Genomic DNA, 16,621 nt, shown 5'->3' on the forward strand with positions numbered 1-16,621 from the left:
ATATCTCTTGGCACGGGTGCAATGATAGGTGCGGGAATATTTGTCCTTATGGGGCAAATGGCAGAGTTGGTGGGAGATTTATTTCCAATTGTTTTTATAGCAGGTGCCGTTGTCGTGGGTTTCAGTGCCTATTCTTATGTAAAGTTTTCAAATGCTTTTCCTTCCTCAGGTGGTGTAGTTAAATTTTTAAATAAATCCTATGGACCAGGAACTACAACAGGTGTGTTTTCTTTATTGATGTATGTCTCAATGGTGGTTTCTCAGAGTTTAGTAGCAGGTACTTTCGCAGCTTATACACTTCGGTTATTCCCAGAACGTTTTGCTGGTTACGCTACGATTCTTGGCATTCTACTATTGGTTGCGGTATATATCGTGAATATTTTAGGTAACAAAGTCATTGGAACAACAGCAACCTTTACTGCAGTCATAAAAGTGCTTGGTATTGCATTGCTCGCAATTGCTGGCCTATTAGTTTCTGGATTTGCAAATATTACTGGAAATTATATCCCAAAGAACACCGAGGCTCTGCCACAGGGAGTTGGCTTTGTTGCTGCATTGGCATTGGCAATACTAGCTTTTAAAGGGTTTACTACTATTACAAATCAAGGGGGAGATATTAAAGACCCCCATAAAAATCTAGGCCGCTCTATCGTTTCTTCTATTGTTATCTGTACTTTGATTTATGTAGCACTTGCTCTTGCTGTTGCAGGAGGATTGAGCATACCTGAAATAATTAAAGCTAAGGATTATGCATTAGCGGCCGCTGCAAAACCGGTATTCGGGGAATGGGGTTCTTGGATTACCATAGCAATCGCAATCGTTGCCACTTTTTCAGGTGTAATAGCTAGTGTATTTGCAGCCTCTCGCCTATTGGAGATGTTGAGTAATATGAAACAGGTACCATCCTTAAATAAAATAGGTAACTTCAAAAACCCCGCACTCCTATTCACGGTTTCCCTTGCTATTTTGCTGACTATGTTGTTCGATTTGACAAGAATCGCTTCTATTGGAGTTATTTTTTATCTTATTATGGATATTGCTATTCATTGGGGCCTTTTTCGTCACCTTAAAAAGGAAGTAGATTTCCATCCGATTATACCCTTAATAGCAATTATTATGGATGCAGTAGTTCTTTCGGCTTTCCTTTATGTAAAATACATTAACGATCCTTTAGTAATTATAGTCGCGGCAATCGGAATTATATTAATACTTATCTCAGAACGTTTTTTTATGATTTCACATACAGATGATAATGGGAATATGCCAATGGGAATGGAAACAAATAATAATAAAACATAATTAAAATAAAATTACATGAAAAATATAGCAGTTATCGGATATGGAGTTATCGGAAAAAGAATGGCTGATGCTATTAATAAACAAGACGATTTCAAACTAGTAGGAGTCTGTGATGTTATCAGCGATTGGCGCATTCAAAACGCTGTTAGAAAAGAGTACAATATCTATGCAGCAACACCCGAAGCCGAGAAAGAAATGAAAATTGCAAATATTCCATTAAAAGGAAGTATACAAGAACTTTTAAAGAAGGTAGATTTAGTAGTGGATTGTACCCCGAAAAATATAGCTGCTCAAAATATAAAAATGTACAAAGAAATAGGCGTGAAATTTATAGTTCAAGGTGGCGAAAAACACGAAACTACTGGTCATTCCTTTAGTGCCGAAAACAATTACAAATCAGCAATAAATTTAAACGCTACAAGAGTAGTTTCTTGTAACACCACTTCTATTTTAAGAACATTGACTGCCTTAAAAAAAGCTGGATTATTAGAATATGCTAGAGGAACGCTTTTAAGAAGAGCTACAGACCCATGGGAAAGTCATTTAGGTGGTATTATGAACACTATGGTACCCGAAAGAGACATACCGAGCCACCAAGGTCCCGACGCCCAAAGTGTTGACCCTGATTTAAACGTTATTACTTCTGCAGTAAAAGTGCCAGAAACCTTGAGCCACATGCATTATTGGAACGTGAAATTAAAAAAACAAACTACGAAGGAAGAGGTGCTAGAGGCTTTCAAGAAATCTAGTAGAATTAAACTAATTCATTACGACCAAGGTTTAGTTTCAAACAATACCATTAAAGAAATGTTTCTAGACATGGGACGTCCGTGGGGCGATATGTATGAAGTGGCACTATGGGAAGATATGCTGAAAGTTGTAGGCGATGAATTATTCTATGCCTATGTGGTGGACAACCAAGCTATTGTCATACCTGAAACTATCGATGCCATTAGAGCACTTACAGGAATTGAAATGGATGCGGATAAATCCATTGCTAAAACAAATGAAAGTTTAGGAATTCATTAAATCTTTTTAAGATGAAAACAGAAAAAAACATATCAGAAATTTTAGGCGATAAAGCAGATTATTATTTGGATTACGTTTGTGAAAAGATCACAAAAGACCAATTGCAAACCCCAAGTAAAAATAGTCTCGATAAAGTATTTGCAAATAGTAACAGAAATCCACAAGTACTTCGGAGTTTATCCCAACTATACAACCACGGAAATCTGGGCGGTACTGGATATTTAAGTATCCTTCCTGTCGACCAAGGTGTTGAGCATAGTGCTGCCTTTTCTTTTTATAAAAACCCAGACTATTTTGACCCTGAAAACATTATAAAATTGGCGATAGAAGGAGGCTGTAATGCAGTAGCTTCCACTTTTGGGGTTTTGGGATTGAACGCAAGAAAATATGCTCATAAAATACCATTCATAGTCAAAATCAACCATAACGAACTGCTTACTTATCCCACTAAATATGACCAAACACTATTTGGTAGGGTAAAAGCTGCCTGGGATATGGGAGCTATAGCTGTAGGTGCAACTATTTATTTTGGATCTGCCGAAAGTAACAGACAACTCAAAGAAATTGCCGAAGCATTTGAAGAAGCACACAATTTAGGTATGGTCACTATTTTATGGTGTTATCTAAGAAATGATTCGTTCAAAAAAGGCACTGTTGATTATCATACTTCTGCAGACTTAACAGGACAAGCGAATCATTTAGGTGTAACAATTCAGGCAGATATTATCAAACAAAAGTTGCCAACTAATAATTTCGGATTTAAAGAAATTGGTTTTAGTAAATATGATGATGAAATGTATGAAACATTGACTACTAAACACCCCATTGATCTATGTAGGCTGCAAGTAGCTAATTGCTATATGGGAAAAATTGGATTAATCAATTCAGGTGGTGGTTCCGAGGGTGATTCCGATTTGATGGAAGCAGTAACAACTGCCGTAATCAATAAAAGAGCCGGTGGTTCAGGCTTGATTTTAGGTCGAAAAGCATTTCAACGACCTTTTAAAGAAGGTGTTGATTTGTTACATACAGTACAAAGTGTATATCTGGATAATAAGGTAACAGTAGCATAGTTAAGAAAGACTAATACTGTTGCAAGTCTTTTAAAACTTAAAAAAATGACGAACACCATCAACATAGTTAAACACTCAGGAGACATAGTTCCATTTGATGTTGAAAAACTTATCACATCCTTAAAACGCTCACAAGCAAACGAGGAACTTATTCAGCAAATCGTCCAGCAAGTTAATGCATCGCTATATGAAGGCATCACTACCAAGCAAATCTATAAGATGGCTTTTAAAATGCTTAAAGGCAAGTCACCTGTAAGTGCATCGAGGTATAAACTCAAAAAAGCATTAATGGAATTGGGACCGTCTGGCTTTCCTTTTGAAAAACTAATAGGAAAACTACTATCACACGAAGGATATGAAACAAAAGTTGGAGTAATTGTAGAGGGTAATTGTGTGCAACACGAGATAGATGTCATAGCGCAAAAGGATAATGACCATTATATGATAGAATGTAAATACCACAGCGACCAAGGACGATTTTGCAATGTAAAAATTCCTCTTTATATTCAATCACGATTTTTGGATGTTGAAAAACAATGGAAAAAACAACAAGGTCACAATACAAAACTTCACAAAGGATGGGTTTATACAAACACTAGATTAACAACTGATGCGATTCAATATGGAACTTGTGTAGGTTTAGGTCTGGCAAGTTGGGATTACCCGAAGGGAAATGGACTTAAAGAACGAATAGACAAATCAGGACTACATCCGCTAACCGCTTTAACGACGTTGACAAAAGCGGAAAAAAGAAAATTATTGGATAAAAACATTGTGTTGTGTAAAGAGATTTATGAAAACTCATATCTACTGGAAGAAATAGGAATTGATAAAATACGGCAAAAGAAGATTCTAGATGACTCTCTGCAATTATGTAACGAACATTAAAAACTAAAAAATCATGGAAAATAAAAGTATTAAAATTCACTTTTTAGGAGCTGCAGGAACAGTAACTGGCTCTAAATATTTAGTGGACACAGGAGACAAAAAAATATTAATCGATTGTGGTCTTTTTCAAGGACTTAAAGAACTGCGTCTTAAAAATTGGGAATATCCACCAGTCAACGTGTCAGATATTGATATAGTACTACTAACGCATGGTCACATGGATCATACAGGATATTTACCAAGATTGGTTAAGCAAGGCTTCAACGGCCCTATTTATGGTACTAATCCTACCTTGGATATTGCAAAAATTATACTTAATGATAGTGCTAAAATCCAAGAACAGGAAGCCGAACGTGCTAATAAAGAAGGTTATTCAAAACATAGTCCAGCAGAACCATTATACGATTTAAAGGATGTGGAAAAAACAATTCCTCATTTTAAGACCGTTCCACAATCACAATGGATTCCATTGTTTGATGGTATCAGGGCTCGATTTCAATATAATGGGCATATTTTAGGAGCTACATTTATAGAACTGGATGTGCACGGAAAACGTTTTGTCTTTTCAGGAGATATAGGAAGAACAAATGATTTACTGTTGTATTCTCCTTTGAAACCAAAAAAAGCGGATGTACTTTTCATAGAATCTACTTATGGAGGTCGATTTCATCAAGAGGAACTAGAAGCCATTCCACAAATTGAAAAACTGGTCAATGAAACCATAAAAAGAGGTGGTAGTCTGTTTGTACCCAGTTTTTCTGTAGAACGTGCGCAATTGATGATGTTTATTTTTTGGAAATTGCTTAAAGAAAATAAAATTCCTAAAGTACAAATGATAATGGACAGTCCTATGGGTGCTAACGTATTGGAACTATTTCACCGCACAAAAGATTGGCATAAGTTAGAAGATAACGAATGCGATGAAATGTGTTCTCATTTTACAGTAGTAAGTAGTTATCGAGAAACTATGGAATTACGAACAGATAATAAACCAAAAATCGTAATCGCAGGTAGTGGAATGCTCATGGTGGAAGAATGCTAAACTATTTGGAGACGCAAGCTCAAAATCCTGATAACACCTTACTTTTTGTAGGGTATCAAGCCGAAGGAACTCGTGGAAGAAAATTATTAGAAGGTGAAAAAGAATTAAAAGTGTACGGAAAATGGGTACCTTTCAAAATGCAAGTAGCTGAAATCGAAGGGCTATCAGCACACGCAGACCATACAGAACTTATGGACTGGATGAGTAAAATAAAAAACAAACCCGAACGTATTTTTATTGTTCATGGGGAGAAAGAAGGTGCGGAAGCACTACAGAAAGGGATAAAAGAAACCTATGGTTGGGATGCTGAAATACCTCAGCTATATAGTGTTGAAGAAGTTTAATTATAAAATAAAGGTAATATGATGAATAGTTCAACGCAGAAAAATTGGTATGTTGTCACTGGCGGCCCTAGTACTGGTAAAACAACGGTAATTGATTTGCTTCAAAAACAAGGATATATTACTACAATAGAACATGCACGACATTACATCGATACTATGCGAAATGAAGGACATTCAGTTGATGAAATTAGAAATAACAAAAGAAAATTTCAATTAGGAGTTCTAGACATGCAAATCGAACAAGAAGCTTCAATTAAAACAAAAGATATTGTTTTTTTGGATAGAGCCATTCCAGATGCTTTAGCCTATTATCAATTTTTGAAATTAGATTATGATGAAAAATTAATAAAGGCAATAAAAGCAACCTCTTATAAAAAAATTTTTATTTTAGATAGACTCCCTTTTACAAAAGACTATGCCAGAACCGAAAATGAAGAGGATCAAAAAAAAATTCACCAATTAATAATTGATGTTTATAAAGATTTAGGTTTTCCAATTGTTTTTGTGCCTGTTTTGCCTCCTTTAGAAAGAGTTAAATATATTTTAGATAATGTATAGAAAAATGTCAAATATAAAAAACAAATACAATTGTGATACCAAATCCATTCTATCCTATTTATGTCTTTTCATATTGTTTATTTGCACAAGTGCAAAATCTCAAAACAACATGTTTTTAGAACAAATAGAAGGTAGAACTATCGAAAGAGAGAATTACAATGATAAAGGCGATTTGCTAAATAAGCAACTTTTTGAAGCTGGAAAAATCACGAAAAAAAAGGATTATTATGAAATAAAAGTAACAACCACTTTATATGACAAAAATAAAACACTAAAAGAAAAATACACAACAACATATAAATGCGAGCCAGAAAAGTTTAGTATTGTTTTATTTGTTTTTCCTTTTGCAGACCCAAAATCAAAAGAAACCGAAATCAGTACAAAATCAATAAATTTTAAAGAATTGTACAATATCGAAAAGTTAGCGAATGTTGATTTAGACATAAGTTTTGATTCAGGTTTAATGAATTTTTTTGGTTCAAAAAGCACCATAAAAATCTATGACAGAAAAAAAGAAATTAACAATCGAAGTTTAAGTATAAAATCAAAAATAAGTATCAAAGCATATGCTTTTGGTATAAGAATCAAACAATTAAATTATTTATTAACTGAAAAGTTAAATTCAAACGGTTTACTCACCTATCAAAAGTTTATCGAAAATGATGGTAGTTACTTCACAATGCTATATAAATAAAAAAAATGAAAAATTACGACACACTTTCAGAGGCAATTAATGATTTAATAAGTAACGGTTATACCTACGATTTCAATTTACATCAGGATTGTATTAGATGTGCTTCTATTTCTATTGAAATTCATCCAGAAGATTTTGAGGTAGATGAATTCTATAGGTTTGAAGGAATGAGTAGTACAGACGATAACAGTATTTTATATGCAATTTCGTCTAAAAATGGAATTAAGGGTTTATTAGTCGATGCTTATGGAGTATACAGTGAAAACTTGAATGAAAAAATGATACAAAAACTGAAGATGAAACATTAAATAAATAATTTAAAACTCATTCTGGTAGGATAACGATAAGCTAGCTCGAATAGTAAGTGAACCTTTAAAAAAAATTAACCTTAAATATCCAAATAAAAATAACTAAAATAACCAAAATATGGAAAATCATAAAGAGCACGAGAACAAAAAAATAGACCATTCAAAGATGGATCATTCAAAAATGGACATGACTCAAGAAGAACATGCGAAAATGGACCACTCAAAAATGGATCATGGTAGTGTTCCTATGGGTTCGGTAGGTCACGACCACCACAAAATGATGATAGCAGACTTTAAAAAGCGTTTTTGGTTGGTAATCGTTTTAACTATCCCTATCTTAATTATATCTCCCATGATACAGGACTTAGTTGGGTATAATTTTTTACTTCCTGGGAATTCGTATATCCTATTTGCTCTTTCAACTATCGTCTATTTTTATGGGGGTTGGCCATTTTTGAAAGGCTTTTTTGGGGAAATAAAAAAAGGAGTCCCTGGAATGATGACCTTGATAGCAATGGCCATAAGTGTTGCCTATTTTTATAGTTCCGCAACGGTTTTTGGTTTAAAGGGAGTAGACTTCTTTTGGGAACTGGCTACGTTAATAGCCATAATGCTGTTGGGGCATTGGATCGAGATGAAAAGCGTACTAGGAGCATCTAAAGCATTACAGCTTTTAGTGAGCATGATGCCTGCGGAAGCACATAAAGTAAATGGGGATAAAATTGAAGATATTTCTCTTGATAAGTTATTGAAAGACGATGTGATTCTAATAAAACCTGGTGAAAAAGTTCCAGCTGATGGGATAATTACTGAAGGTACGAGTTATTTAAATGAATCAATGCTTACTGGAGAGTCAAAACCAGTGAAAAAGGAAGTGGCCAATAAAGTTATTGGTGGCTCGGTAAACGGGAATAGCACTATAAAAGTTAAAGTTGAACACACTGGTAAAGACAGCTATCTTAACAAAGTGATTAAGATGGTTGAAGAGGCACAAAAGACAAAGTCAAAGATGCAAAACTTGTCTGATCGAGCCGCAAAATGGCTAACCTATATTGCTTTAGCTATTGGATTTGGTACTCTAGCGACTTGGCTCCTTTTAGGATTTCCTTTTGTTTTTGCTTTAGAACGAATGGTAACAGTAATGGTAATCGCTTGTCCACACGCACTAGGTCTTGCTATACCACTAGTTGTAGCTATATCTACAGCAGTTTCGGCTCAAAATGGTTTATTAATTCGAAATAGAACAGCATTCGAAGAATCTCGCAAAATATCTGCAATTCTTTTTGATAAAACAGGAACTTTAACCAAAGGTGATTTTGGGGTTACAAGAATCGAGTCTGTAGATAAAAATTATAATTCAGACGAAGTTTTAAGACTGTCCAGCGCTTTAGAACAAAGTTCAGAACATCCAATTGCAGTTGGAATTATTAAAAAAGTAAAGGAGAATAACATAGTAATTCCCAAACTCGAAAAATTTTCTGCTATTACAGGTAAAGGGGTAGAGGCAATAGTTGAAGGAAAAAACGTAAAAGTAGTAAGTCCAGGATATTTGCGTGAAAACAATATTTCAATTCCAGAAGATGCCTATAGTGATGCAGCAGAAACAGTAGTCTTTATTCTAATTGATAGTAAGCTAATAGGTTTTATTGCTTTGGCAGATGAAATCAGACCAGAATCTGCAGAAGCAATTAGAATTTTTAAAAAGAACAATATTAAGGTATTAATGGCTACTGGCGATAATGAAAAAACGGCAAAAGCGGTAAGTGATAAACTAGGTTTAGATGGCTATTATGCCGAAGTATTGCCACATCAAAAAGTTGAAATTATTAAAGAACTTCAGAGTAAAGGAGATTTTGTCGCTATGACAGGTGATGGCGTAAATGATGCCCCTGCCCTAGCTCAAGCCAATGTAGGAATTGCCGTTGGTTCCGGTACGGATGTCGCCGCCGAAACGGCAGATATCATTTTGGTGAACAGTAACCCTCAGGATATTGCCAATTTGATTTTATTTGGAAAAGCGACCTACCGTAAAATGATTCAAAATCTTCTATGGGCTACGGCTTATAATGTAGTAACCATTCCTCTTGCAGCTGGAGTATTGTATTCGTCTGGATTCGTTTTAGGCCCTGCGGTTGGTGCTGTATTTATGAGCTTAAGTACTGTTATTGTAGCAATTAATGCACAATTGCTAAAAAAGCAAATTAATAAGGGATAATCCAATAAAAATCAATTTCTTATTAATGAGTGCTACTAAATAAAAGTGATATTAAGAATCTGGAACATCAAGAACGAATAAACACTACAATCTTAAAAATGAAACCCAATAGTAGCATTCATGCTGACTATTTATTCCTTTGCACAATCAAGACTGCAAAGGAATAAATAAGTCAAAAAAGGTAGGTCTTGAAAAGAAACTTCTTAAAATAAAATTAAGTAATCGTTTAATCATGGCTTTATTTCTATGACTAATTCTGAAATCGCGATACACTTAAAGCGCCACTTTAGAAAAATATGAGTAAACAGACACTTAAAAAAAGTTAAATGACTTTGAAACTTTTAAAAATAAAGCCAGTATTGAATCACTTGACTTTACTAGTAACTCATAATCTTAAACTAAATTTTAAAAACCAATTCAGTTTTCAACTGTGTTCCCTCTCACCTCTTAAATTCTTTTTTTTATTGCATTTAATGTTTTATCCAATAAATTATTTTGAATGAAAATTAAAGAATCTAGGTCGAAATTTAACCTTCTGAAAAACACTTAAAATTAAAAAATTTTCAAAACTTCTACGTATTATAAATACAAATTTTCCAAAGCCAGCTTGAAGTGCATCAAACATTGAAAAATCAATAATGGTATCCTCTTCTGGTGTAAAAGTATCTATTTGTTTCAAGGCCCATAGCGACTCCCATACCCGCAGCCAAAATCACAAGAGTTGGTTTTTCTTTATACATAACATTTAAAATTTTATAAAGCCTCTTTTTTTGGCTTTAACAATATTATTTATTCTACAATTAGCAATCTATTTACAAGTACAAATTAAGAGCAAAAACTATGTTCAGGTAGGTGCTATTTCCGTAAAAAAGGGAGGTGTATTGATAAAAAACAACTGTGATAAAATTAGGAATGGAATCCAGAAATTTTTATAAGCTTCTGAATTACAATATTAAAAAAGATTCAATCATCTTTTTAAATCGGAATTGGGTGAATAATATCACTGGAATTTGCTGCATAAATACTAACGACATTTAATCCTAAATATTTACAGGGTAATCGTTCTAAATTCTCTACAAAAAAAATCGACATTTGTTCGTACAGCGCTACTAAACTGGATAGGTCGAACCTAAATTTTCCGAAATGAATAATTATTATCTATTGGCTTACAATCAGTAATAGTTAGAAATTAAAAGCCAAACTCCCCCTTTAAAGGACATCTATTATCTCCAATGTTCGTATTAAATACTTTTACATGAGGATTTAAATAACAGATCGCCATGAAGCCATTTACTTTTGACCAAATACCTGTAATGATGAACAAGATTCATGATAAATTGGAGTATTTAGAAAAACTTATTTTAAGAATCTCTAATGTGGAAGAAAACAAGGAAGAACTTCTAAACATTCAAGAAGCATCAAAACTTTTAAATCTATCGGTATCAACAGTATATAGTAAAGTATGTAAAAGGGAAATCCCAGTTAATAAACAAGGTAAACGCATTTATTTTTACAGACATGAGCTAATGAAATGGATTAAGTCTGGTCGAGTAAAAACTTATTTTGAAATCCAAAATGATATTGAAAAGAGGTCAAAAATCTAAAGTTAATACTAGATTTTTGACCTCTTTTTTTTTTACCCCTAATCTCTTAGTATTCTCATCATACAAGACTTAGCCTTTTTTATATTAGTGATATAATCAAAATTTATAACTATTTTTGTGAAAACAACTCCCATGAGTTATGTTATCTTGACAAGGATACTTTGTTTTGTTTTGCGATAGTTTGCTTTAAATTGTACCATAATTGTACCACAGAAGTTTAAAACTCCAATAAAGTAAGGAAAGTTATTTTCTGCATCGGCAAATAATTAACATAATTTTAACATTTTTTCTTAATTTTACGTTAAATTAAAGGCTAAAAATCCTACATATTTTTCGTCAAAATCTACTTTTTGTACCATAATTGTACCATAAAAGAAAAAATCGCTTTTATGTGTTTTTTAGGGGCAAATAACGGCGCTTAAACGCTCTTAATTCCACTTAATATTATTAAAAACAACCAATATTATAGGCAAATTAACATTTTTACTTGCTTTTCTTTTGTTTTATTTGGTTCAAAAATGTACCACTCTTTCATCTACTATCTGTGAGCTATTGTAAACACTGGTTTGTTACTTTCTTTTACAGAAATTAGCAAATTTTTAAACTGTGTAAACAAACCTTGAAGTATAATTATTAAAATGAAAAGCCTTATATTTACTGGAGTAATTAAATATTTTAGTCTGGCTACTTTAAAAAGTATACTTGTAATATTTCTCCCAAATCAAAACGTGTCGTTTAAGCGTTCTTTACTACTTTTCAGTCCTATAATTCCAACTAATAAAACTGGAAAATGAGCTCAAATATTTCAGTATATAGAATATGTGGATTTTGTGGTTCTGAGTTCCTTGCACAGAAAACAACGACAAAATATTGTTCTTTAAAATGTGCAAGCAAAGATTATAAGAGAAGGCTAAGAAAATTGAAAACTCAAACCTTCAAACGATCAAAATAAAAAACCAGCCACTTATTGAGCTCAAAGACAAAGAATTTCTAACTGTAAAACAACTTGCATTGCTTTTAGGTTTTTCTGCTAAAACTGTCTATCGTTTGATCAATACCAAAAGAATAAATGCCTATAACTTTTCAGAAAGAAAAACCTTAATTAGACGGTGTGATATCAATGTTTTATTTGAAAAGTCACAAATTGGATTCGAAGTAGTTTTACGACCTACAGAACAAAGAAAACACGCTGAAATTAAAGACTGTTATACTATCACTGAAATACAAAAGAAATTAAATATTTCAAGTGGTGCATTGTACAATATTATAAAACGTAATAACATATGTAAATTTTCACTGGGAAAGTTTACTTATGTTGCTAAAAAGGATATTGAAGCTCTTATAAAGTAATATCGCTCAGGCATATGCTTTTAAACCCAAAAGAAGCTCTGCTATTGGCTGTAAACAATAGTTGTCCTCACCCGAAAGAATAAAATTATGTATATCATCTAATAAAGACTCTACATTTTCAATGTCCCACCGGTAGCCTCTTTAATAATATGGGATCAAATAGTGTTCAAATCTATATTCTCTATTTGGTGTTTGCTCATTTAGTATGACTTTGCCAATTGACTTTGTTTCTATTAAATTCATCAGAATTTGTTTATTTATTTTACTTAAAATGATTAAAGAAGTACCTAATTTTAAACAAAAAAAGTCTTCGTAACGAAACACTAATAATGCAATTTGATATCTTAATAATTGATATCTTTTTATATTAAATCTTTCTTAAAAAATAAATTTTAAAAACACACAAAAAGAAGTCTAAACGATTTTATTTTTCACTTCTTTTAATAAGAATGTAAGCCCCTCTCAATCTAACTTTTTAAAGGATAAATCGTAAACTTTAGTTCATCATTTAATTAAAACGGTAAATCTTCTTTAATATCAGAGAGGATATTCCGTACTTCATTATTTTGCTGTTCTTCCTGATCAAAACCATCTTCATTTTGAGAACCGGAATAAAATTTGTCGATAATTCTTATTTCTGTTTCAAATCCGTACTTCTTGAGTAATTGAAGCAATGCTTCTCTTTCATAACCTGTTTCTAATTGCATTGACCTATATTTACTAGCATTCATCTTTCCAATAAATTCTTTGCCGTCATCAAAAAAATTAGCCGACGTTATAAAAACTGCCTTTGCTTTTTTCCCTTTTTCAATAGTTGTTTTATAATATTTTTCAGCAAAGGGAAGCGTTTTCCTAAAAAACCACTGAAGTGTCGCTTTTTTATTGCTGTCACCCAAATTTATAGTAGCACTGGCATTATAGCCTTTAAGTTCAACGAAAATTAGTTCAGGGGGATTACTTGATTCAATAATATAATCATACTCATAGCTCTCCTTCTTGCCATTATTATCCATACTCAGTATTTTCCCTCTCTCAATAGAAGCATTAGGATATAATGTTTTCATTAAGGGGTACATCAAAAACTCAAATAAAGTTCCTCTAAGTTCCTTTAATGCTTCATCTTGGCCAGCATTGTTAATTGTCTTTAATATACTTTCTACAGTCTGTTCAATCCTATCATTACCCTTAAGCAGCACAGACAGTTCCTTGATTCGATTTAGTACATCATAAATCCTTGTCCCAAAAATGGCGCTTATATCAAATGCAATAATTCCATTCTTCCTAATTTTATTAATGGTATGCTGCGAACATAATCTGTAAATAATGATAGGGAGTATTTTTCTATCCTCTTCATTTACAGATTTACGATTAATCTGAATCCTGCTTATAAAAGCATCCAGATGTATCGCAGAATACTCCGAGGCAAGAACTACATCCAAAGCAACAAGAGTTTTTTTATCTATAGTATCTGCTTTTGCTCCCAAAATCGGATTAATTCCTGTTGCACGGGAATAAGCAAAGGCATCCCACACCAGATTATTATGTTTTGCTCCAATATGTGGCGTTTTCTTATTCCTATATATGGCATTGACATTGTCAATAATATTTGCATTACCCAACCATCGTAAGATATCTGGTAAAACGCTGCAGTCTGATACCATAGTTGCAAAATGATCCGCCATCATAATTTCTACAGATGCTTCAGCTTGTTTTTCCTTGTTCACTTTATATACAATATAAACCAAATCGTTTCGATCCTTCACTTTGTAAGCTACATCGAGTTTCATCAAAAGAGTAAGTATATCATCTAAGGAAACTACTTTTGTAGAGCTCTCTGCCAATGGAGCTGCAGTAATTTTCAATGCTTCGTAATAGGAAATAATCCCCATATTTTGATCCATTAATTCTAACAATCTATATATAGGAGGACGGGATTTTTCTGCAACTTTTTTTATTCCATCTTTTCCAAAATCATATTCATTATAGATATAGACGTACTGTCCCTTTCCAAAAGTATAGGGTGCTGACGATTTGATTGCTTTCTGCGATACGGCCCTACTCACAATTTTTCTGGCATTTTCAGGAGTAACACCAAAAGTTTTTACCAAGCTGGAATGTATTTCCATCGCAGATTCGAACAATTTCTGCTCAAGCAGATCCGTTAAAAATTTATTATATTTTTCTTGTACGCTTTGTTGTTTTCCTTTCATTTGTCACGCTGCCCTTATAAATTATATTTATTAATTTTAAGCGCACGGCTCGTTTTTTTAAACACAATTGATTTTTAAAATCAAAAATCTGATAATCAGCTATTTAAACAATCTCAAAATCATTAAAAACACCCAAAAAAAGATAAAACGCCTTAAACCCTAAAATAAGTTGTCACATCAATAGGTCTAAACATTGTTCTGCCTGAGTAGTTTATCAGTCCATAATTTCACATCTGAGTCAGGAACTACCAATTTTAAAAATAGCTCAGGACGCGATAAAGCAACATATACAATCCGCAATTCTTCCAAATCGTTTGGATTTAAAAGTTTTGGGTCAGAATTTAAAATGGTATCATAATTCTTAAGAACCGATTTTTTCCCCAATAACAACAAGACAGCCTGAAAAGTTTTGCCTTTTACCGAATGAACGGTCCCAAAATAAAATGGATGCAGTCGCTCACTGTTTAAATCTTCACCAAAATAATCATCAATTAAAATATCCCCGTATTTGCTATCAATATTTAAATTAATATTAATCCCTGAGCTTTTTAACGCTGCATTAGCCTCCTTCACCCATACATTTAAGGTCTTATCTTTAGTATAAGGCAGGCTGTCAATAAATCTAAAAATTTCTCTTCTATAATTTTTGATTCCTAAAACCGCTATCTTATCACTTATAAATTGACTGCTGCAGTAGAATCGTGAATCGGCCGGACGCAATAGAGCCTCAAAATATGATTTTTCCAATAATTTATATCCTTTGTTTAATCCCCCATGTTCATACATATGCTTTCCTTTGATTATGCCTTTCACATGATAATGATTCTTTAGCCAGGGGATAGTCTCAAAACTATGCACATCAGAACTAAGTCCTAAGTATCTCGAACTCGCAGTACCTCTATACAATACCGCTACATTTTCTTTATTTACTATTATTCCATTATTATCACATTCCTTAAGGAAATCTTTTAAAATTTCTCCAAAAGCCTCATGGCTTTCTTCAGTGGTTATAACTGTAATATCTTTTTTAGTCGCTTTCTTTGGCATTTTATAGCCAGAAATTGCAGGTATTAAAACAGAGTCCTTAACTCGTTCATTTACAGCTTTTATTTCTGAAAATGACGATAGATTCTGTATGAAATCACAAATATGCTGGGAGCTTCTTCTATTCTCATACAAAAGTATCTTGTCCCATACATCATATTTCGCATCAAATAATTCAGGCCGGGCTTCATTCCATTCAAATATCGACTGGTCACGATCACCGATCAGCATAATATTGTTGTTGCCTTTACTATTAAATATGTCAATGATTTTCATATGTATGTCATTCGTATCTTGACATTCATCAATTAAAAAATTAGCAAACTTTTTAGCAATATTTTCAGCTATTATAGGATATTTTTCTAACACTTTAAGAGCAATATAATTTGCATCAGACTGATTAGCATAACCTTTTTTAAACAAAGCCCATTTAGAATTGATAATATTTGTGATATTACCGTTGATACCACCGCTAATGTTGTTATAAACCCATTTAAAATGGAATGCTTGATAAGGCGCTATACGAGTTAGGATATCATTCGAATCAAAAGTTGTCTTATCAAAATACTGGTCATAATCCATATCAAACTTCTTCACACTCCATGGGCCATGTGGTTCCCCTACCAATTCCGGCCTGGAAGAACATCCCATTATTAAATGACCAAAAGGAAGGAAGATAAACGTATTGATAAAACTATCTATGGTTCCCAAAAAATGAGGGTGGCTTAAAGGAATTGGAGTTGAAAAATCAGTTAAGAGCTTATCTTCGATTTCCCTACATGCAATATTTGTAAATGAAATTATTGCCAGGCCTTTTTTTCCTAAATCAGGCTCTCTGAGCAGACGCGATATTCGTGCCGCCAACGAATATGTTTTACCACTGCCGGGACAAGCCTTTACAACTACTGTACCCTGATTGTAATCTAAAATTTTTCGTTGGCCATCTGATAATTTGCTATACAT

At 33.1% G+C, this 16,621-nt stretch carries 12 protein-coding genes and 1 pseudogene; 11 read left to right on the forward strand and 2 right to left on the reverse strand.

Annotation, left to right across the window (positions count from 1 at the left end; genetic code table 11):
• From HJ01_RS15780 to HJ01_RS17220, 11 genes and pseudogenes are all read left to right on the forward strand, one after another.
• The coding region (locus HJ01_RS15780) for an APC family permease (RefSeq protein WP_040474064.1) at positions 1 to 1,299 on the forward strand (1,299 nt) is incomplete at its 5' end.
• A gap of 15 nt (positions 1,300 to 1,314) precedes the next feature.
• A complete protein-coding gene (locus HJ01_RS15785) occupies positions 1,315 to 2,328 on the forward strand; it encodes a type II glyceraldehyde-3-phosphate dehydrogenase (protein WP_007139493.1) in 1,014 nt (337 codons plus the stop codon).
• Positions 2,329 to 2,339: 11 nt separating this feature from the next.
• Entirely contained in the window at positions 2,340 to 3,401 is a 1,062-nt protein-coding gene (locus HJ01_RS15790) for a class I fructose-bisphosphate aldolase (RefSeq protein WP_007139494.1), read from the forward strand.
• 45 nt (positions 3,402 to 3,446) lie between these two features.
• Complete coding sequence (locus HJ01_RS15795) at positions 3,447 to 4,289, forward strand: ATP cone domain-containing protein (RefSeq protein ID WP_007139495.1); 843 nt, start codon at positions 3,447 to 3,449, stop codon at positions 4,287 to 4,289.
• A 13-nt stretch (positions 4,290 to 4,302) separates the two neighbouring features.
• A pseudogene (locus HJ01_RS15800) lies at positions 4,303 to 5,675 on the forward strand (MBL fold metallo-hydrolase RNA specificity domain-containing protein).
• Positions 5,676 to 5,693: 18 nt separating this feature from the next.
• A complete protein-coding gene (locus tag HJ01_RS15805) occupies positions 5,694 to 6,233 on the forward strand; it encodes an AAA family ATPase (protein WP_007139498.1) in 540 nt (179 codons plus the stop codon).
• 109 nt (positions 6,234 to 6,342) lie between these two features.
• Complete coding sequence (locus tag HJ01_RS15810) at positions 6,343 to 6,927, forward strand: hypothetical protein (protein WP_007139499.1); 585 nt, start codon at positions 6,343 to 6,345, stop codon at positions 6,925 to 6,927.
• A 5-nt stretch (positions 6,928 to 6,932) separates the two neighbouring features.
• The gene (locus HJ01_RS15815) at positions 6,933 to 7,235 is read left to right on the forward strand and encodes a hypothetical protein (protein WP_007139500.1); all 303 of its coding nucleotides are present in this window, start codon (positions 6,933 to 6,935) and stop codon (positions 7,233 to 7,235) included.
• Positions 7,236 to 7,353: 118 nt separating this feature from the next.
• The gene (locus HJ01_RS15820) at positions 7,354 to 9,450 is read left to right on the forward strand and encodes a copper-translocating P-type ATPase (protein ID WP_007139501.1); all 2,097 of its coding nucleotides are present in this window, start codon (positions 7,354 to 7,356) and stop codon (positions 9,448 to 9,450) included.
• A gap of 1,280 nt (positions 9,451 to 10,730) precedes the next feature.
• Positions 10,731 to 11,054, forward strand: coding sequence for a helix-turn-helix domain-containing protein (locus HJ01_RS15830; protein ID WP_007139506.1), 324 nt, complete (start codon positions 10,731 to 10,733; stop codon positions 11,052 to 11,054).
• A 966-nt stretch (positions 11,055 to 12,020) separates the two neighbouring features.
• The gene (locus HJ01_RS17220) at positions 12,021 to 12,404 is read left to right on the forward strand and encodes a helix-turn-helix domain-containing protein (RefSeq protein ID WP_262487904.1); all 384 of its coding nucleotides are present in this window, start codon (positions 12,021 to 12,023) and stop codon (positions 12,402 to 12,404) included.
• A 512-nt stretch (positions 12,405 to 12,916) separates the two neighbouring features.
• Here HJ01_RS17220 and HJ01_RS15840 read toward each other — a convergent pair.
• Both HJ01_RS15840 and HJ01_RS15845 read right to left on the reverse strand, forming a co-directional pair.
• Positions 12,917 to 14,614 carry a hypothetical protein gene (locus HJ01_RS15840; protein ID WP_193363020.1) on the reverse strand — a complete coding sequence of 566 codons (1,698 nt, stop codon included), beginning with the start codon at positions 14,612 to 14,614 and terminating at the stop codon, positions 12,917 to 12,919.
• A gap of 186 nt (positions 14,615 to 14,800) precedes the next feature.
• Positions 14,801 to 16,621, reverse strand: coding sequence for a UvrD-helicase domain-containing protein (locus HJ01_RS15845; protein ID WP_007139509.1), 1,821 nt, complete (start codon positions 16,619 to 16,621; stop codon positions 14,801 to 14,803).

Origin of the sequence: Flavobacterium frigoris PS1, assembly GCF_000252125.1 — a bacterium.
Taxonomy (GTDB): domain Bacteria; phylum Bacteroidota; class Bacteroidia; order Flavobacteriales; family Flavobacteriaceae; genus Flavobacterium; species Flavobacterium frigoris_A.

Bases quoted from the DNA above. Each gene is read 5' to 3' on its own strand.
- HJ01_RS15845 (WP_007139509.1), bottom strand. From the start codon at position 16,621: ATGTATAGCAAATTATCAGATGGCCAACGAAAAATTTTAGATTACAAT.
- HJ01_RS15840 (WP_193363020.1), bottom strand. From the start codon at position 14,614: ATGAAAGGAAAACAACAAAGCGTACAAGAAAAATATAATAAATTTTTA.
- HJ01_RS15830 (WP_007139506.1), top strand. From the start codon at position 10,731: ATGAAGCCATTTACTTTTGACCAAATACCTGTAATGATGAACAAGATT.
- HJ01_RS15805 (WP_007139498.1), top strand. From the start codon at position 5,694: ATGATGAATAGTTCAACGCAGAAAAATTGGTATGTTGTCACTGGCGGC.
- HJ01_RS15795 (WP_007139495.1), top strand. From the start codon at position 3,447: ATGACGAACACCATCAACATAGTTAAACACTCAGGAGACATAGTTCCA.
- HJ01_RS15815 (WP_007139500.1), top strand. From the start codon at position 6,933: ATGAAAAATTACGACACACTTTCAGAGGCAATTAATGATTTAATAAGT.
- HJ01_RS15810 (WP_007139499.1), top strand. From the start codon at position 6,343: ATGTTTTTAGAACAAATAGAAGGTAGAACTATCGAAAGAGAGAATTAC.
- HJ01_RS15790 (WP_007139494.1), top strand. From the start codon at position 2,340: ATGAAAACAGAAAAAAACATATCAGAAATTTTAGGCGATAAAGCAGAT.
- HJ01_RS15820 (WP_007139501.1), top strand. From the start codon at position 7,354: ATGGAAAATCATAAAGAGCACGAGAACAAAAAAATAGACCATTCAAAG.
- HJ01_RS15785 (WP_007139493.1), top strand. From the start codon at position 1,315: ATGAAAAATATAGCAGTTATCGGATATGGAGTTATCGGAAAAAGAATG.